This window comes from Sphingopyxis sp. PET50 (genome assembly GCF_025244705.1).
In the GTDB taxonomy this organism is placed as follows: Bacteria; Pseudomonadota; Alphaproteobacteria; order Sphingomonadales; family Sphingomonadaceae; genus Sphingopyxis.
In genome coordinates this window covers 515,889-534,618 of sequence record NZ_CP104207.1, presented here as the reverse complement: position 1 = coordinate 534,618, position 18,730 = coordinate 515,889, and the positions used below count along the sequence as shown (strand labels likewise).

14 protein-coding genes and 2 pseudogenes are annotated in these 18,730 nt (G+C 66.0%); 5 read left to right on the top strand and 11 right to left on the bottom strand.

Going from position 1 to position 18,730, the window contains the following annotated elements:
* Positions 1-7: 7 nt before the first annotated feature.
* The 3 genes and pseudogenes from pyrH to rpsB form a co-directional block, all read right to left on the bottom strand.
* On the bottom strand, positions 8-739 hold the full coding sequence (gene pyrH / locus N0A20_RS02800; RefSeq protein WP_260582508.1) for a UMP kinase: 732 nt from the start codon (positions 737-739) through the stop codon (positions 8-10).
* A gap of 114 nt (positions 740-853) precedes the next feature.
* Positions 854-1,782 (bottom strand): annotated as a pseudogene (gene tsf / locus N0A20_RS02795) (translation elongation factor Ts).
* Positions 1,783-1,916: 134 nt separating this feature from the next.
* Positions 1,917-2,765, bottom strand: coding sequence for a 30S ribosomal protein S2 (gene rpsB / locus N0A20_RS02790; protein ID WP_260582507.1), 849 nt, complete (start codon positions 2,763-2,765; stop codon positions 1,917-1,919).
* Between the two features lie 315 nt (positions 2,766-3,080).
* Between rpsB and N0A20_RS02785 the strand changes: the two genes are divergently transcribed.
* Positions 3,081-3,356: a hypothetical protein gene (locus N0A20_RS02785; RefSeq protein ID WP_260582506.1), complete on the top strand. Its 276-nt coding sequence runs from the start codon at positions 3,081-3,083 to the stop codon at positions 3,354-3,356.
* On the opposite strand, the gene N0A20_RS02780 is transcribed toward N0A20_RS02785, so the two are convergent.
* Positions 3,329-4,102, bottom strand: a complete 774-nt coding sequence (locus tag N0A20_RS02780; protein WP_260582505.1) for a phosphatidylcholine/phosphatidylserine synthase — start codon at positions 4,100-4,102, stop codon at positions 3,329-3,331. The genes N0A20_RS02785 and N0A20_RS02780 overlap by 28 nt on opposite strands.
* Positions 4,102-4,833, bottom strand: coding sequence for a phosphatidylserine decarboxylase (locus N0A20_RS02775; RefSeq protein WP_260582504.1), 732 nt, complete (start codon positions 4,831-4,833; stop codon positions 4,102-4,104). Before N0A20_RS02775 ends, N0A20_RS02780 begins: the two co-directional genes overlap by 1 nt.
* 138 nt (positions 4,834-4,971) lie before the next feature.
* On the opposite strand from N0A20_RS02775, the gene N0A20_RS02770 reads away from it, so the two are divergent.
* Together N0A20_RS02770 and N0A20_RS02765 are read left to right on the top strand one after the other, a co-directional pair.
* Positions 4,972-6,186 (top strand): NADP-dependent isocitrate dehydrogenase, encoded by a 1,215-nt coding sequence (locus N0A20_RS02770; RefSeq protein ID WP_260582503.1) that lies wholly within the window; start codon positions 4,972-4,974, stop codon positions 6,184-6,186.
* Positions 6,187-6,259: 73 nt separating this feature from the next.
* Positions 6,260-8,047, top strand: a complete 1,788-nt coding sequence (locus N0A20_RS02765) for a cation:proton antiporter (protein ID WP_260582502.1) — start codon at positions 6,260-6,262, stop codon at positions 8,045-8,047.
* A 152-nt stretch (positions 8,048-8,199) separates the two neighbouring features.
* Here the strand turns inward: N0A20_RS02765 and N0A20_RS02760 are convergent, their stop codons facing one another.
* On the bottom strand, positions 8,200-11,049 hold the full coding sequence (locus N0A20_RS02760; protein WP_260582501.1) for a M16 family metallopeptidase: 2,850 nt from the start codon (positions 11,047-11,049) through the stop codon (positions 8,200-8,202).
* 153 nt (positions 11,050-11,202) lie between these two features.
* Positions 11,203-11,340, bottom strand: a complete 138-nt coding sequence (locus N0A20_RS02755; protein WP_260583994.1) for a hypothetical protein — start codon at positions 11,338-11,340, stop codon at positions 11,203-11,205.
* On the opposite strand from N0A20_RS02755, the pseudogene N0A20_RS02750 reads away from it, so the two are divergent.
* Positions 11,309-12,075: pseudogene (locus tag N0A20_RS02750) on the top strand (carbon-nitrogen hydrolase family protein). The gene N0A20_RS02755 and the pseudogene N0A20_RS02750 sit on opposite strands and share 32 nt — an antisense overlap.
* Positions 12,076-12,194: 119 nt before the next feature.
* Here the strand turns inward: N0A20_RS02750 and N0A20_RS02745 are convergent.
* Together N0A20_RS02745 and N0A20_RS02740 are read right to left on the bottom strand one after the other, a co-directional pair.
* Positions 12,195-12,443, bottom strand: a complete 249-nt coding sequence (locus tag N0A20_RS02745) for a hypothetical protein (RefSeq protein ID WP_260582500.1) — start codon at positions 12,441-12,443, stop codon at positions 12,195-12,197.
* Between the two features lie 180 nt (positions 12,444-12,623).
* A complete protein-coding gene (locus N0A20_RS02740) occupies positions 12,624-13,406 on the bottom strand; it encodes an NUDIX domain-containing protein (protein ID WP_260582499.1) in 783 nt (260 codons plus the stop codon).
* A gap of 100 nt (positions 13,407-13,506) precedes the next feature.
* Here N0A20_RS02740 and N0A20_RS02735 point away from each other — a divergent pair, with 100 nt between their 5' ends.
* The gene (locus N0A20_RS02735; RefSeq protein WP_260582498.1) at positions 13,507-14,139 is read left to right on the top strand and encodes a DUF4126 domain-containing protein; all 633 of its coding nucleotides are present in this window, start codon (positions 13,507-13,509) and stop codon (positions 14,137-14,139) included.
* On the opposite strand, the gene N0A20_RS02730 is transcribed toward N0A20_RS02735, so the two are convergent.
* Both N0A20_RS02730 and N0A20_RS02725 read right to left on the bottom strand, forming a co-directional pair.
* Positions 14,140-15,363, bottom strand: a complete 1,224-nt coding sequence (locus tag N0A20_RS02730; protein ID WP_260582497.1) for an NAD(P)/FAD-dependent oxidoreductase — start codon at positions 15,361-15,363, stop codon at positions 14,140-14,142.
* 236 nt (positions 15,364-15,599) lie between these two features.
* Positions 15,600-18,722 (bottom strand): efflux RND transporter permease subunit, encoded by a 3,123-nt coding sequence (locus N0A20_RS02725; protein WP_260582496.1) that lies wholly within the window; start codon positions 18,720-18,722, stop codon positions 15,600-15,602.
* Positions 18,723-18,730 lie beyond the last annotated feature (8 nt).

The window sequence follows — 18,730 nt, the reverse complement described above, 5'->3', positions numbered from 1 at the left end:
ATCCTCTCTATGCGTGTCCGGCGGCGTCGCTGACGACGGTCGAGATACCCTCGCCCGCCAGCACGCGTGCCAGATTGCCCGCCTCGCGGATGTTGAACACCACGATCGGGATATGGTTGTCGCGGCACAGCGCCACCGCGCTGGCGTCCATCACCTTCAGATTGTCGGCGAGCACCCGGTCATAGCCCAATGTGTCGTAGCGGACCGCCTTGGGATCCTGCTTGGGATCGGCGTTATACACGCCGTCAACGCTGGTGCCCTTCAAGAGCGCGTCGCACTTCATTTCGGCGGCGCGCAGCGCGGCGCCACTGTCGGTGGTGAAGTAAGGCGCGCCGACGCCTGCGGCGAAGATCACCACCCGGCCCTTTTCGAGGTGGCGTTCGGCGCGGCGGCGGATCACCGGTTCGCATACCTTGTCCATCTCGATCGCCGACTGGACACGCGTCTGGACGCCGAGCTGTTCGAGCGCATTCTGCATCGCGAGCGCGTTCATCACCGTCGCGAGCATTCCCATATAGTCGGCCTGCGCGCGGTCCATGCCCTTGGCCGCCCCCGCCATGCCGCGGAAGATGTTGCCACCGCCGATGACGAGGCAGATTTCGAGCCCGCGGTCCTTGGCTTCCTTGACCTCGGCCGCCATGCTCGCGACCGTCTCGGGGTCGATGCCGAAGGGGGTCGAGCCCATCAACGCCTCGCCCGACAGCTTGAGCAAAATGCGTTTCATGCCGGGCAATGCCATGTCGGGGGGAACCTCTCGCTACTCACTATATGCGAATGGCGCGCACCCTAGTCAGAGTGCGCGCCATTGCCAAGCGGACTGCCGCGCGGGTGCGCCGCAATCCCGCGTTTCTTTTTAGACGCCGACGACCGCCGCGACTTCCGCCGCGAAATCGCTTTCTTCCTTCTCGATGCCTTCGCCGAGCTGGAAGCGGGTGAAGCCCTTGAGCGTGATCGTCGCGCCGACATCCTTGCCGCACGGCGGCGACGACTTCGGCTACCGGGGTCTTGCCGTCCATCACGAACAGCTGCGACAGCAGGGCGTTTTCCTTGCGGAACTTGGCGATCGCACCATCGACCATCTTGGTCACGATGTCGGCGGGCTTGCCCGACTGGGCGGCCTTTTCCTCGGCGATCGCGCGTTCGCGCGCGACGAGGTCGGCGTCGAGATCGTCGCCGTTCAGCGCCAGCGGGTTGGCGGCGGCGACGTGCATCGCCAGCTGCTTGCCGAGCGGTTCCAGAACGTCGGCGCCCGCGGTCGATTCGAGCGCGACGAGCACACCGATCTTGCCCATGCCGGGCGCGGCGGCGTTGTGGACATAGCCGGTGACGACGCCCGAGCCGACCGACAGGATCGCGGCGCGGCGCAGCGACTGGTTCTCGCCGATCGTCGCGATGTTGCTCGTCAGCTTTTCGGCGACGGTGCCGCCGGCGGGATAGGCGGCGGCGGCCAGCGCGTCGATGTCGGTGATGCCGTTCGCGAGCGCGACCTGCGTCACGTCGCGGACGAAGCTCTGGAACTGCTCATTCTTGCCGACGAAGTCCGTTTCGCTGTTGACCTCGACCATCGCGCCGCGGGTGCCGTCAGTGGCGACACCGACCAGACCTTCGGCAGCGACGCGGCTCGGCCTTCTTGGCGGCGGCGGCGAGGCCCTTGGTGCGCAGCCAGTCGATCGACGCCTCGATGTCGCCGTTGTTTTCGGCGAGCGCCTTCTTGCAGTCCATCATACCCGCGCCGGTGCGGTCGCGCAGTTCCTTGACGAGAGCGGCCGTAATCTCAGCCATGGGATAATCCTTTCAAAAGGGGCGAGCCCGTCCGGCTCGCGGGACGCCCGCGCGCATGACGGGGCGATAAGTCAAAGCGATGACAGGGACGGCGCGAGCGTGGTGCCGCGCCGTCCCGTCACGCACGCGAGCGATTACGCGTCGCTCTGGCGTTCGGTTTCGGCGGCAGCTTCGGCCGGGACCTGTTCGTCCTCGGTCACCGGAGCGGCGGCTTCGGCAACCGGAGCTTCTTCAGCCAGCACCGGTTCGGCGACGGGTTCGACCGATGCGCCCAGGTCTTCGCCGCGATCGGCGCGCGCCTGCTGGCCGCCGCGGGTCGCGGCCTGCGCCACGGCGTCGCAGTACAGGCGGATCGCGCGGGCCGCGTCGTCGTTCGCCGGAACCGGGAAAGCGATGCCGTCGGGCGAGACGTTCGAATCGAGGATCGCGACGACGGGGATGCCGAGAACATTGGCTTCCTTGATCGCCAGCTCTTCCTTGTTCGCGTCGATCACGAACATCACGTCGGGAATGCCGCCCATGTCGCGGATGCCACCGAGCGACATTTCAAGCTTGTCGCGTTCACGGGTGCGGTTGAGCACTTCCTTCTTGGTGAGGCCCGAGGTGTCGCCCGAGAGCTGTTCCTCGAGCGTCTTGAGGCGCTTGATCGAGTTCGAGATCGTCTTCCAGTTGGTGAGCATGCCGCCCAGCCAGCGGTGGTTGACGAAATGCTGGCCCGAAGCGCGGGCCGCATCGGCAATCGGACCCTGCGCCTGGCGCTTGGTGCCGACGAACAGGACCTTGCCGCCCGCGGCCGAGGTCGAGGCGACGAAGTCGAGGGCGCGCGCGAAGAGCGGCACGGTCTGCGACAGGTCGAGGATGTGGATGCCGTTGCGCGCGCCGAAGATATACGGCTTCATGCGCGGGTTCCAGCGGTGGGTCTGGTGGCCGAAGTGGGCGCCAGCCTCGATAAGATTCTGCATCGTGACGACAGGTGCCGCCATGGTCTTTCTCCTTCCGGTTGGTCCTCTGGAAAGCAAGAACCGGGGTCCGCAAGCGGATGACCCGGCACCGGTTTATGTGCGCCTTCCATGTGGAATGGGCGGGCCGTTAGCGGCAGCCGCCGTCAAAAGCAAGCGGCAAAGCGCGTTTTCCGTCGCGTCGAGCGCCGCATCCGCAACGCGGACGGACTCATTCCGGCGACAAAATGACTCCATTCGTCGCAAACGTGTTGAGAACAAAACAGGAACATGGAACGAAGCGCGTAACGGAGCCGTCGTTCGAGACATGGTTTCGCACAAAGAAACCGGAAGGACAAGATGATGGTTCAGCTCGCCGCCGCTCTCCTCTTCGCCGTCGCCGCCGGGCTCGGCATCACCGTGATCCTGGCGATGCTGAAGAATAACGAAACTGCGATTCTCTCGGCCCTGCTCGGCGAAGGCGCCTTCCCGATCATCGCCGGACCGGCGACCGGTCCGGCGAACGGCGCCGTTCCGCTGCACCGGCCGTACGACGCGCCGCGACGTTCCGCGGCCGCTGCGTGCCGCCCCGACCGTCCGTCCTCTGCTCAGCCGCGCCGCCTGATGCGCGCATAGCTGGCGATGCCGAACGGCAGCAGCGTCAGATAGACGGTGCTGACCGCGATCAACGTCCACCACGGCGCGGTAACCAGCGCCGCGCCGAACAGCCCGACGCCCGCCAAGGCGAATATCCGCCACGAGCGGCGCAGGCGGATCGACGACCAGCTATAGGTCGGGATCGCCGAGATCATCAGCATCGCGACGCCGAGCGCCCAAGGCATCACCAGATACCATTGGCGGAACAGTTCGTTTCCCGTGACCAGCCACAGATAGACGGGCACGAAGGACAGCCCCGCCCCCGCCGGGGCGGGAATCCCGGTCATGAAACCCGCCGACTTGTGCGGCTGGAATTCCGCATCCATCCGCGAATTGAAGCGCGCGAGCCGCAGCGCGCAGCACACCGCGAGCGCGAGCGCCGCGGTCCAGCCGAATTTCGGCGCATCGGTCAGCGACCAGAGGAAGAGGATCATCGCCGGCGCCACGCCAAAGGCGATCACGTCGGACAGCGAGTCGAGTTCGGCGCCGAACTTGCTCTGCGCGCGCAGCAGGCGTGCGATGCGTCCGTCCATGCCGTCGAGCACGCCCGCGAAGATCACCGAGCCGATCGCATATTCGAACTGCCCGCCGATCGCGAAACGCACGCCGGTCAGCCCGAAGCACAGCGCCAGCACGGTGATCGCATTGGGCGGGAAGGCGCGCAGGCTGATGCCGCCGATCCGGCGCCCGGCGGCATCCGCGGGAATTTGATCGGACTCGGGCATTATTGCGCGATGCCGTCGATCGTCTGCGAGGTGCCGATCCGCGCGATGACCGTCTCGCCCGCCAGCGTGCGCTGGCCACGCAGCACCTGCGGCGCCGTACCCAGCGGCAGATAGACATCGACCCGGCTGCCGAAGCGGATCAGCCCGATGCGCTGCCCGGTCGAGACGTCCTGCCCCATGCTGACGAAGGGCAGGATGCGCCGCGCGACGAGCCCGGCGATCTGGGTGAAGCCGATACGCACCCCGTCGGCGCGTTCCACGACGAAATGCTGGCGCTCATTCTCCTCGCTGGCCTTGTCGAGGTCGGCGTTGACGAATTTTCCGGGGATATAGACGATCTTGCGCAACGTTCCCCCGATCGGCGTGCGGTTGATATGGACGTCGAAGACGCTCATGAAAATCGACACGCGCAGCATCGGCGTGTCGCCCAACCCGTCGGCACCGGCGATCTCGGGCGGCGGCGGCACTTCGGCGATCTGGGTCACCAACCCGTCGGCGGGCGCGATGATCACGTCGCTGCCGGTCGGGGTGACGCGCACCGGATCGCGGAAGAAAGCCGCGACCCAGATCGTGATGCCGAGCATCAGCCAGCCTATGATCTCCCAGCCGAGCAACCAGAAGCAGAGGGTGACGATGGCAGCGATCAGGACGAATTTGCGTCCTTCGGGATGGACGGACGGCCAATGCCATTTGATACCGCCACCGGGGCGGTTGGAAGAGATGGAGGACATGGGCGCTCATTCTAAGGTCGGGATTTCCCACTGACAACGGAATAAGCCGCGCGGCCGTTCCCACCGCGACGTTTGACCAAAGGCTCGGCTTTGCCTAAGGCCCGCTGCAACTCGACTCCCCAAGGAAAAGGCAGGCATATGGGCAAGATCAAGGTAGCCAACCCGGTCGTCGAACTCGATGGCGACGAAATGACCCGGATCATCTGGCAATGGATCCGCGAACGGCTGATCCTGCCCTATCTCGACATCGACCTGCATTATTACGACCTCGGCATCGAGGAACGCGACCGCACCGACGACAAGATCACGGTCGAGGCCGCGAACGCGATCAAGAAGCATGGCGTCGGCGTGAAATGCGCGACCATCACCCCCGACGAAGCCCGCGTCGAGGAGTTCGGCCTGAAGAAGATGTGGAAGTCGCCGAACGGGACGATCCGCAACATCCTGGGCGGCGTCGTGTTCCGCGAACCGATCGTGATGAAGAACGTCCCGCGCCTCGTCCCCGGCTGGACCGACCCGATCGTCGTCGGCCGTCATGCCTTCGGCGACCAGTATAAGGCGACGGACTTCCGCGTTCCCGGCCCCGGCAAGCTGCGCCTGGTGTTCGAGGGCGAGGACGGCACGGTCATCGACGAGGAGGTGTTCCAGTTCCCCTCGTCGGGCGTCGCCATGGGCATGTACAATCTCGACGATTCGATCCGCGACTTCGCGCGCGCCAGCCTGAACTACGGCCTCGCGCGCCAGTGGCCGGTGTATCTGTCGACCAAGAACACCATCCTCAAGGCCTATGACGGCCGCTTCAAGGATATCTTCGAGGAAGTGTTCATCGACGAGTTCAAGCCGCAGTTCGACCAGCTCGGCATCGTCTACGAACACCGCCTGATCGACGACATGGTCGCATCGGCGCTGAAATGGTCGGGCAAGTTCGTGTGGGCGTGCAAGAATTACGACGGCGACGTCCAGTCGGACACCGTCGCGCAGGGTTTCGGTTCGCTCGGCCTGATGACCAGCGTGCTGATGACCCCGGACGGCAAGACGGTCGAATCGGAAGCCGCGCACGGCACCGTCACGCGCCACTATCGCATGCATCAGCAGGGCAAGGCGACGTCGACCAATCCGATCGCGTCGATCTTCGCCTGGACCGGCGGCCTCAAGCACCGCGGCAAGCTCGACGACAATGCCGCGCTGACCAAGTTCGCCGACGACCTGGAAAAGGTGTGCGTCGCAACGGTCGAAGGCGGCAAGATGACCAAGGACCTGGCGCTGCTGATCGGCCCCGACCAGAATTGGCTGACCACCGAAGGCTTCTTCGAGGCGATCGTCGAAAATCTCGAAGCCAAGATGGGCGCCTGACCCGCCGGCGCCCCAAATATGGTTCCATAACCACCTAGCCAATCGGGGCTTGGCCTGCATAAGGTCGGCCCCTATGGTAACGGAATCCGACACTTCGGCCATCGGCGACGCGCTGGTGGTCCTCGGCGCCGCAGGCGTCGTTATTCCCGCCTTTGCGCGGTTCAAGATTTCGCCGGTGATCGGCTTCATCCTCGTCGGCCTGCTCGTCGGCCCGTCGGGGCTGGGCGCGCTCGCCGCCGATTATCCCTGGCTGAAGCATGTCACCATCGCCTCGGCCGAGGATATCGCGCTCTTCGGCGAACTCGGCATCGTGCTGCTGCTCTTCTCGATCGGGCTCGAACTGTCGTTCCGGCGCCTGTGGCAGCTCCGGAAACTGGTGTTCGGCATCGGCGCCGCGGAGCTGTTTCTGGCGGGCGCCATCCTAGGTACGGCGCTGTATCTGTTCGGCAATCATTCGACCGCCGCGGCCTATGGCCTCGGCATCGCCCTCGCCCTCTCCTCGACCGCGCTGGTGCTGCCGATCGCGGGAACGAAATCGGCGGTCGGGCGCGCCAGCTTTTCGATGCTGCTGTTCGAGGATCTGGCGCTCGTCCCGATCATCTTCGTCCTCGCCGCGCTGTCGCCGACCGCGTCGGGGGATAGCGCGGAGTTGCTGTTCACGACGTTGTGGCAGGCCGCGGCGGTCGTCGCGGCGCTCGCGATCGGCGGCTGGTTCCTGCTGCCGCGCATCTTCGCGCAGGCGGCGCGCGCCAAGGACCCCGAACTGTTCCTCGCCGCCAGCCTGCTCGTCGTCATCGTCGCCGCGCTCGCGACCGCGGGGGTCGGCCTGTCGCCGATCGTCGGCGCGCTGCTCGCCGGCCTGATGATCGCGGAGACCGAATATCATGAGGAGGTCGAATCGATCACCGCGCCGTTCAAGGGGCTGGCGCTGGGGGTCTTCCTGATCAGCGTCGGCATGGGGCTCAATCTCAAGACGATCGCCGCGCAATGGTCCGGACTCGTCGCCGCGGTGGTCGGCGTCGTGGTCATCAAGGCGCTGGTGACCGCGGCGTTGCTGCGCTTTTCGAGCGTCGCCCGGCGCGGCACCGCGACCGAGGTCGGCCTGTTGATGGCGAGCCCGTCGGAAACCACCTTGATCGTGCTGGCGACCGCGCTGCAGGCGCAGATCATCAGCCGTGACACCGCCGAATTCTGGCAGATCGTCACCGCGATCGGCCTGACCATCACGCCGCTGCTCGCGCGCATCGGCCACGATATCGCCCGCCGCATCGAAATGCGCAGCGGCGACACGCAGGCCGATGAAACGCCCGAGGGACGCACTGTCGTCGTGGGTTTCGGCCGCGTCGGCCGCACCGTTGCCGAACTGCTGCGCGAACATGAGCGGCCCTATGTCGCGGTCGACGCCGATATCGACACCGTCGCGGCGGCGCGGCGCGACGGTTTCGCGGTGCGCTTCGCTGATGTGGCAAGACCGGGCAGCCTCGACAAGCTGGGCATCGAGACCGCCAACGCCATCGTGCTGACGATGGACGATCCGGTCCAGCAACTGCGCATGACGCGCCAGTTGAAGCAGAAATATCCCGATCTGCCGGTTATCAGCCGCGCGCGCGATGCCAATCATGCCGCTGCGCTCTACAAGGCCGGTGCCAACGACGCGGTGCCCGAAACGCTCGAAAGCTCGCTGCAGCTCGCCGAAGCGGTGCTGATCGACCTGGGCGTTGCGATGGGCCCGGTGATCGCGTCGATCCACGACGTGCGCGCCAAGATGCGGCGTGACATCATGACCAAGGGCGACCTCGACCATGAGCCGCGCATCCGCAAGCTGCGCCGCCCCGTTGAACGGAGTGAAGAGGGAGCCTGACGAGCCCCCTAGGCTGTATCGACATTCAGCCCTGGCGGCCTGCAAATGGCGGCTTTCCGCGCTTCCGGTGCTCACGCACATGGAGTGCGCTGCGCTCCGGGTCACGGAAAACCACCATTTTCGGCTCGCCATCTTCTGAATGTCGATGCAGCCTAACGCCCGCCGCCCGCAACCGCAGGCTTGTCGGTCGCCGACGCTTCGGCGAGCGTCATCCCGGTCGGCAGGATCGCCAGCGACCATTGCTTGTCGGGAGTGAGATATTCCCGGGCCAGCCGCTGGACGTCGACGGGCGTCACGCCCGCGATGTCGTTTCCGATCGAAAGCGCCGCCTGCGTCACGCGCTGATCGCGCGTCGCGCCTTCGAGCAACACCATCCAATAGGCGTTGCCGGTCGTCGCCCGCAGAACCCGTTCGTAGATCGGTCCCACGCTTCGCGCCAATTCGTCGGCACCGACGGGGTTGGCGGCAAGATCGGCCGCGATATCCCGGGTAATAGCGTAAAAGCGATCGACGTCCTTGGGCGCGAGCAGGCTGGTCGCGAGCACATAGCCGCCACTGTTTTCGAATCCCGTCGGCCAGTCGCTCAGGACGGTCGGGCTATAGCTGGCGCCCTGTTCGGCGCGCAGCCGGTCGAAGAGGCGGTCGTAGAAAATGCCCGCCAGAACATCGAGTGCGCGCGCATCGCGGGACCTGGCAAGACCGCCGCTCGTCGGCCAGGCGACCATCGCCGCCGCCTGCCCCCTGTCCCCCCGGTGATAGGCGAGCATTGGCGATACATTATGCTTCGCAAAAGCGACCGACTGCCCCGATGCGGGTGCGATCGGCTTGCGGATGGCAAGCGCCCCGAAGGTTTCGGACAGGATTTTGCGATAGTCCACCGACGCCAGGTCGCCGAACATCTGCACTTCGATCGGCCCCGCAGCGAGCCGCGGTTCCCAGAAGGCGCGAAAAGCAGGCAGGGTCAAAGCCGAAATCTCGGCCTTGGTGGGCGGAGCCCAACGCGCGTCATTGTCGGTCAACCATCCCCTGAGGTTGCGTTCGAGAACCGCGCTGGGCGTCGCGTCGTTGAGTTCGTAGCCGGTCAGCAGGCCGACACGCAGCCGCTCGACCGCCGCATTGTCCCAACGCGGAAAGGCGATCTTGCCGGCAAACAGTTTCATCTGATCCGCAAGGTCGGCTAGCGTGCTCTCCGCACTCAGTTCGAAGGCGTCGTCCTCGACCGAAAAATTCATGCCGATCTGCCGCCCGTTGGTCAGCTGATCGAGTTCCTGGGCCCCCCACGGTCCGACGCCGCTGAAGGTCAGCGCATAATTCCCGGTCCATAACAGGTTCGCGGCATCGGCCGCGACGCTGCGGCTTCCGGTCCCGAACCGCACATTGACGCGCACTTTGCCCGGCTCGATATCGTTATTGGACACCAGCGCCGTGACGCCGTTGGCAAACTCGATCCTTTCGGTCTTCAGACCGAGGATCGGCGTCGTCGACACGATCGTCCCCGGCGGACCGAAAGCGGGCAGTTGGCTCCAATCGACATTCAGCGCCGCGAGACGGTCGTCGCGCACCTTGGCGGGCGCAGCGAGGGCGGCGAGCAAGGCCGCGTTGCCGCCGGGTTCGGGTTTCGGGGTCGTCAATATGATCCGCGAGACCGGCGCCGTGAAGATCGCGCGGCTGATATCGAGCATCACTTCCGGCGTGGCCGAGGCACGAATGGCGGCGAACATGTCCACCTGCCCCTGCGGCGTCGAAACGACCTCATGGATATCGACCGACTGGATCACATCGTCGGCCAGTTTCGCGCCCGGCTCATTCTGGGCGTTTTCCAGTTCCCGGCGCAGGGCGACTTCTATTTCGTTCGCCTCCCGGTCTATGTCGGCCTGCGAGGGCGGCGTTGTCACCGCGTCGGCGATGACGCCGCGAACATCCGCAAGCGCCGCCTGCCAATCGCCGATGGGCGCGATGAAGGCCGAGGTCATATCGGCGCTGCGGCTTTGATAGTCCTGATCAATGGTCGCGAACAAATATGTGCCGCCCGCCCGCGCCCGGTTTTCAAGCCGCCGGTTGACCAATGCCCGGGCCAAATATTCGAGATACAGCCGCCGGGTATTTTCGATGGTGTCGAGACGCTTTTGCCAGGGGCGAATCATCGCCAGCGTGACCGTCACAGGCTGATCGGCCTCGACGATGACGGTCGCGACCGGTGCCTTCGGGTCGGGCTTTCCGAAGTCCGGGGCGGGCGAGGCCAGCCCTTCGGCCTGCCAGTCGCCGAAATATTTCTCGACCAGGCGAGCGAAATCGGCTGGGTCGCCGTCGCCGGAGATGACGATGATCGCGCGGTCGGGCCTGTACCAGCGGCTGTGGAACGCCCGGACCGTGTCGGCACGCGCGGCGGCGAGCGATTCATTCGTGCCAATGGGCGAGCGGTCGCCCAGCAACTGTCCGGCAAAGAGATGGGCCGTCGTCTGATCCGCGATCCGCTTTTGCGGGCCATCGGATTCGCGCAGTTCGGACATCACGACGCCGCGTTCGGCGGCCACGGCGGCTTCCGACATGCCCGGCTCGCGCACCATGCCGGCGAGCAGTTTCACACTTTCGTCGAGGTTCGCGGGCGTCGCGCTCGGCAGGTCGAGTTGATAAACGGTCTGCGTCGGCGTGGTTTGGGCATTGCTGTCGCTGCCGAAACTGACGCCGAAGCGCTGCCAGATGCGCTTTGCCTCGCCATCGGGAATATGTTCGGATCCACGGAAGGTCAGATGCTCGAGAAGATGAGCGAAACCCCGCTCCTTCTCGGTTTCGAACATCGACCCCACGTCCATGCGGACCCGGATCGACACCTGTCCCGGCGGGACTCTGTTGTTCCGCACGGCATAACGCACGCCATTGGGCAGGGTGCCGAACTGCCACGCGGTATCGCGCGGAATATCGCTGCCTTCGTAAAGCCAGTCGTCGGACTGAACCTTCGCGGCCGGGTCCGGCTGTTGCGCCAGTGCAACCGGCGGCGCCACGGCAAGCGCAAGGGCGGCGCAGACGGCGAGGAAGACAGGGGCGAAGCGGGCTCGGCATCGGCGAGGGGCAATGGGACATTGCCCCATCTTATCGCGTCCGAACCTTGCTCGCCACTGAACTGTCGCGATGCTTGCGCGCTTCGTCGCACCGGCCTAGCCACGCGGCATGACCACCGATGCCCCGCCCCCGCTGATCGCCCTCATCGAGATGACGAGCGGCATCGACCCCGACGCCAACCTGGCGGTCATCGATCGCGCATTGGGCGCCGCGGCGCAGGCGGGCGCCGCCATGGCCTTTTTCCCCGAAATGTCGGTGCTGCTCGACCGCGACCGGGCGCGGTCCGCCGTACATATCCTCCATGAAAGCGACAGCCCCTGGCTAGCGCCGCGCTGCAGGCGATGGCGCGGCGCCACGGATTATGGGTCCATAGCGGCTCGGCGCCCTTCCTGTCGGGCGACGGCAACCGGCGCGTCAACCGCAGCCATGTCATCGCCGCCGACGGGGCAATCGCCGCGACCTATGACAAGATTCACATGTTCGACGTGTCCCTGCCGTCGGGGGAGAACTGGAGCGAATCGTCGAGCTACGCCGGAGGCGAGGCGCTGGCCGTCGTCGAGACGCCTGTGGGCATGCTCGGCCTCAGCATCTGTTACGATCTGCGCTTCCCCGAACTCTATCGCGCGCTCGTCGATCGCGGCGCGACGCTGATCGCGATTCCTGCCGCCTTCACCGTGTCCACCGGCGAGGCGCACTGGCATATCCTGCTTCGCGCGCGCGCCATCGAGACCGGCTGCCATATCCTCGCTGCCGCGCAGGCGGGGACGCATGCCGACGGCCGGTCCACCTACGGCCACAGCCTTGTCGCCGGTCCCTGGGGCGAGGTGCTGAGCGAATCGCCCGCCGCCGATCGCGGCCCGGACGCTTTCCGGATCGTGCTGGCACCGATCGACCCCGCGGCGACGGAGCGTGCGCGCCAATCGATTCCGCTCGCCCGATCCCGCGCGAATCGGCGCGCGCGCCTTTGACCCCGTTAGACGCCGGGCGTCGCCCGGACGCCCGGCGATTCGCCTGCCGATGCTCCAGACGTGCAAAAGGCCCCGAGCAGAACTCGGAGCCCTTTGTTAATTCGACGGAGACGAGCCGATTACGGGCTGGTCGGGGTGTCGCTGTTGTTGCCAGCGGCGATCACGATGCCGCCGATGATGGCGATCAGGGCCAGGAGGGCGATGATCCAGCTGCTGCCTTCCAGCTCGCTCTGGCCGTCAACGGCCGAAACGGCGCCTACGTCGTCAAACGACACAGCCGACATGGCGGGCGCAGCCGAAGCGGCCACCGGGGCTGCAATCATCGAAGTCGCGGCGAGGGAGATCGCAGCTTTTTTCAGGAAGTTCATCGTTTTCTCCATCCACTGGAATTTTGATCTTCTCGAATCGAGCCCGAGAATCGCTTCTCCAACTCGCTTCCGCCTCGCCCTTCTATGCACCGCTGCCAGATATTGCAAGGCGTTTTGCCGTACTGCAGCATTTCTTAGGATTTTGCTAAATAGAGGGAAAGTTGTCCGGAAGTGGTCCGGCTACCCCCGCCGCACCCGCTCGAAAGGCTCGCTCGTCACAGGATAGCCCAGATGGCCGGGAATGCAGAGATGCGCTTCTCCCTCGCGCTCCTCGATCCATGGCGTGACGAGTTCGACCGGATGCGCGGTCGCATGAACCGAAAATGCGGGAAAATCATCGACCTGCGCCAGCTTTTCGAGATTTCGCCGGGTCGGGAAGATGATCGACACCTCGCCGCGGTCAGCCATGGCGAGCGTCGCGCGGGCGCTGGCCCAGAAAATATGGCTGTGCTCGCTTTCCTCGACGGTCAGCTCATGACTGTGCGCGGGCGCAGCGACCGCGAAAAAGCGGGTATCAAAGGTCCGCGCTTCCTTGAAATTGGGGCACCAGCGCGCGAAGGGCACCAGCGCATCCAGGTCCAGCCGGTCGCCGCGTTCGTCCAGGATGGCGGACAGGAGCCGGTCGGCAAGCAGCGCCTGCCGTATCGCGCGAGCCTCGTCCTCGGCAAGGGTCGGCCAACCGACAGCCAGCCCGGTTTCCTCCAGCGTTTCGCGGAGCGCCGCGACCCGCGCCGCGCCGTCGGGGTCCATCTCGGCATAGCCGTGACGGTGCGCCACCAGATAATCGTCGGGGTCTATCCGGCCACCGGGAAAAACCATCGCCCCCGCGGCAAAGGCCATCGTCGCGGCGCGCTTGACCATCAGGATTTCATCGGGGCCGCCATTGTCGGCGGGCCGCATGATGACGAGGGTCGCGGCGGGGATCGCGCCGTCGGGCAATATTTCCGTGTCGCTCTGGGCCATCGGCGAACATCCTCTCTGCTCTGCTTGTCGTCCGGCATTGCCGACGCTGGCGGCCGGGTGCAAGATACCAATCGCAAAGGACTATGGTGGGAGCAGGTCGATGAGCATCGTCGAGATACTGGGTGTCGCGGGCAGCCTCAGCCTGCTTGCGGGCTGGCGGCTCTATCTCACCATCCTTGCGACCGGGATCGCGATGCATTTCGGCTGGCTCCCGCTGCCCGACCATCTGCAGGCACTGCAGATATTGGCCAACCCGTGGGTATTGGGGGTCGCCGCAGTCGGCACCGTCGCCGAATTCCTCGCCGACAAGGTCGCATGGGTCGATTCGATCTGGGACGGGGTGCATAGCGTCATCCGGCCGCTCGGCGGGGCACTGCTCGCGCTGGCACTCGTCGACAGTTCGGACCCGGCGTGGCAGGCCGTCGCCTTCCTGCTCGGCGGCGGCGGTGCGCTGCTCAGCCACGGCGCCAAGGCGACGACGCGCGCCGTCGTCAACGTCAGTCCGGAACCGTTCAGCAACGTCGCGGTGTCGACCGGCGAAGATGTCGCGACCGGCGGCCTGCTCGCGCTCGCGATCGCCTATCCGCCGCTCGCGATCGTCATTGCCGTGCTGATGCTGATCGCGGCGGTGATCGTGATCGTCGCGCTGCGGCGGTTGCTGCGCAATATCAAGACGACGTTGAAGCGGGCACTTGGCGATGAGCCCAAGGCCGGCGCATTGCCGCCGGGTTGATCAACCGGGCAACAATGCCTTCAGCGGCGTGTCGGTATCGGCGAGCTGTTCGGCGCTCGCCTGCAATCCCGCGGTGACCAGCATCCGGCCCTGGACATAGTCCTTGGTCGCGTTGACGCAGTCGATCGCGATCACCCGGCCCTGACGCAGATAGACGATCGAGAAGCTGCGCTCGGCCACATTGCCGCGCAGCACGGTCTGATCGTGACCGGCGGACAGGCCGGCGGTCTGCAGCTTGAGGTCGTACTGGTTCGACCAGAACCAGGGGATGGCATGATAGCGCGCCTCGTCGCCGCAAATGCCCTTGGCGACGACATTGGCCTGATCGTTCGCATTCTGCACCGATTCCAGCCGGATGACCGCGCCGTCGGCATAGTCGTTCTCGTGCGCCGCGCAGTCGCCGATCGCATAGATGTCGGCTAGGCTGGTCCTGCAATGATGATCGACGAGCACGCCGTTGCCGCCCGCCGCGCCCGCCGCGATCAACGGTTCGATCGCGGGCACGATGCCGATGCCGACGATGACGAGGTCGGCGGGGATAACCTCGCCGGTCGACAGGCGGACGCCGGTGACGCGCGCGTCGCCCTCGATCGCCACGACCTGCACGCCGAGACGCAGATCGACACCATGGTCGCGATGCTCCTTCTCGTAGAAACGCGACAGGTCCTCGCCCGCGACGCGTGCGAGCACGCGGTCGAGCGCTTCGAGCAGCACGACGGGCTTGCCGGCCTTGCGCAGCACCGCCGCGGCCTCGAGCCCGATATAGCCGCCGCCGATCACGACGATCTGGTCGGCCGTCTCCGACGCTGCCTTCATCGCGTCGGCATCGGCTTTCGTCCGCACGCCCTGCACGCCGGGCAGGTCGCCGCCGGGAATCGGCAGCATCCGCGGGCTGCCGCCCGTGGCCCAGACGAGCTTGCCATAGCCGATCGTCTCCCCGGTGTCGGTTGTGACGCTGTGCGCGGCGGGGTCGACCGACTCGACGCGCTTGCCGAGCAGCATCGTGACTTCGCGTTCGTCCCAATATTTGGCGGGGCGGATCTGGATGCGTTCGAATTCCTTTTCGCCGGCGAAATATTCCTTCGACAGCGGCGGGCGTTCGTAGGGGAGTTCGGGCTCGTCGCCGATGATCGCGATGCTGCCCTCGAACTTCTGCGTGCGCAAGGCCACCGCGACCTGCGCGCCGCCATGCCCCGCTCCAACGATCACCACGTCGAACCGCATCGCCAAATCTCTCCCGCATAGGTTATGCGCAGCCGTCCCTTGCACGCAGGCGAAGGCGAGGCAAGCGACGGCGGGCCCAATGGAGAATAGAAATTCTTGGGCCGCCCGCATCCGGGTTCGCCGTCAACCGGGACGCGGACAGGCCGCGAGAGTGCTGCATGACTGCCGCCATTCGACCGGCGTCGCGCGGAGCATTTCGCGCTCGCGCACGAAATATTCGATCGCCGAAGCCCGGCTTATCCCGTTCCGGAATCGGGCCGCGCGCGATGCGCCAGCGCATAAAGCGCGGGAAGCACCAGCAGGGTCAGGACCGTCGACGACAGGATGCCGCCGATGACGACCGACGCGAGCGGGCGTTGCACTTCGGATCCGGTGCCGACGTTGAGCGCCATCGGCACGAAGCCGAGCGACGCGACGAGCGCGGTCATCATCACCGGCCGCAGGCGTGTCGATGCCCCCTCGCGGATCGCTGCCATCAGCGGCTGGTCGCGTTCGCGAAGGTCGCGGATGAACGACAGCATCACCACGCCGTTGAGCACGGCCACCCCCGACAGCGCGATGAAGCCCACGCCCGCCGAGATCGACATCGGAATGCCGCGCAAGGCGAGCGCCGCCACGCCGCCGGTCAATGCGAGAGGAACCCCCGAAAAGACGATCGCGGCATCCTTTGCACTCCCGAACAGGGCAAAGAGCAATCCGAAGATCAGCAGCAGCACCAGCGGGACGACGATCTGCAGCCGCGTCGCCGCCGACTGGAGCTGCTCGAAGGTCCCGCCATATTCGACATAATAGCCGTCGGGCAGACTGACCTCGGTATCGACCTTTTGCCGAAGTTCGGCGACGAAGGAACCGAGGTCGCGGCCGCGGACATTGGCGGTGATCACCGCGCGGCGCTTGCCATTCTCGCGGCTGATCTGGTTCGGCCCGGCGGCGAGGCGGATGTCGGCAAGCTCGGCGAGCGGCACCGCGCCGCCACCCGGCAGCGCGACGGGCAGGCCGCCGAGCGCGCCAAGGTCGGTGCGCAGCGCCTCGGGCAGCCGCACGACGACCGCGAAGCGGCGGTCGCCGTCGAACAGTTCGCCCGCGCGGCGTCCGCCAGTCGCGGTCGCGACCGCGTCCTGCACATCGGCCATGCTGACGCCGTACCGCGCCAGCATGTCGCGCCGGGGCGCGACCGACAGCATCGGCAAGCCGGTCACCTGCTCCATCTTCACATCCTCGGCGCCGGGAATCGACCCGGCCACCCGCTCGATTACCCCGCCCTGTTCGATCAACTGGTCGAGGTCGTCGCCGAACAGCTTGATCGCGACATCGGCGCGCACGCCGGCGATGAGCTCGTTCATCCGCATCTTCACCGGCTGGGTGAACTCGTAATTGTTGCCGGGAAGCGCATCCACCGCTTCGTTCATCTCGGCGACCAGCGCGTCGGTCGGCTTGCGCGGGTCGGGCCATGCCTTGCGGTCCTTCAGCATGATATAAGTGTCGGCGACCGAAGGCGGCATCGGATCGTTCGCGATTTCCGCCGTGCCGATCTTGGAAAAGACGCGTTCGACCTCGGGAAAGCGCCGCAGGCGTTTTTCTATCTGCGCCTGCATCGCGATTGCCTGGGTCAGGCTGGTGCCCGGGATCCGCATCGCGTGCATCGTGATGTCGCCTTCGTCGAGGTCGGGGATGAACTCGCTGCCGAGGCGGGTCGCGCCGATCCCCGCGATCGCGACGAGCAGCACCGCCGCTCCGATCGCCGCCTTGGGTGCGGCGAGCGCGCGACCGAGCAGCGGGCGATAGATGTTGCCCAGCCGCCGCATCAGCCAGTTTTCCTTTTCCTCGACCTTGCCGGTGACGAACAGCGCCACCCCCGCCGGAACGAGGGTCAGCGACAGGATCAGCGCCGCGGTCAGCGCGAGCACGACCGTTATCGCCATCGGATGAAAGGTCTTCCCCTCTATCCCTTCGAGCGCGAAGATCGGCAGATAGACGGCGGTGATGATGATAATGCCGAAGATGCTCGGCCGGATCACCTCGGCGCTTGCCGAGGCGACGAGGCCGAAGCGTTCGTCGCGTGTCAGCAGGCGGCCGAGCCGGTGCTGCTGCTCGCCGAGCCGCCGCAGGCAATTTTCGACGATGATCACCGCCCCGTCGACGATCAGCCCGAAATCGAGCGCACCGAGGCTCATCAGATTCGCCGAGGTGCGCGTCTGGAGCATCCCGGTCAGCGTCATCAGCATCGCAACGGGGATCACCGCCGCGGTGATCAGCGCCGCGCGGAAATTGCCCAGCAGCAGGAAGAGGATCGCGATGACGAGCAAAGCGCCCTCGGCCAGATTCTTCTCGACCGTCGCAACCGTCCGGTCGACGAGCGCGGTGCGGTCGTAGAGCGGGTGCGCGACGACGCCTTGGGGCAGCGCGGCGGTCGCCTGTTTGAGCTTCTGGGCCGCCGCCCGCGCGACGATGCGCGGGTTTTCGCCGGTGCGCATGAAGATGGTACCGATCACGATCTCCTTGCCGTTCTCGGTCGCGGCGCCCGTGCGAAGTTCGGACCCGATCACGACATCGGCGACGTCGCCGATGCGGATCGGCACCCCGCCGCGCGTCGCGATGACGATTTCGGACAGGTCGCGCTCGTTCGCCGCCTGGCCCGGCACGCGGATCAATATCTGCTCGCCGCCCTTCTCGACATAGCCGGCGCCCCGGCTCGCATTGTTCTTCTCCAGCGCTTCGACGATATCGTTCAGCGAAAGGTTCAGCGAAGCGAGGTGCGCGGGGTTCGGGGTCACATGATATTGGCGCTCATAGCCCCCGATCGTGTTGACCTCGGCGACGCCGGGGATCGTCCGCATCTGCGGCCGCACCACCCAGTCGGACAGGGTGCGCAGATCTTCAGCGCTCCATTCGCTGCCGTCGGGCTTCTTCGCGCCCGGCTCGGGTTCGATGGCGAACATGAAGATTTCGCCGAGCCCCGTCGAAACCGGTCCCATCTGGGGCTCGAGCCCCGGCGGCAGCTGCGATTTCACCGACTGGATGCGCTCGGCGACCTGCTGGCGAGCGAAATAGATGTCGGTCCCGTCCTCGAAGACCACGGTGACCTGGCTCAGGCCATAGCGCGAGATGGAGCGTGAATGGGAAAGGCCGGGCATACCGGCAACCGCGGTTTCGATCGGATAGGTGATGCGTTGTTCGGACTCGATCGGCGAATAGCCCTCGGCCTCGGTGTTGATCTGGACCTGTACGTTGGTGATATCCGGAACGGCGTCGATCGGCAGGCGAAGCGCGCTCCACACGCCGACCGCGCACAGGAGGAGGACAGCCGCGAGCACGAACCAGCGCTGGCGGATCGAAAAGCCGATGATTCGGGCTAGCATGGACCTGC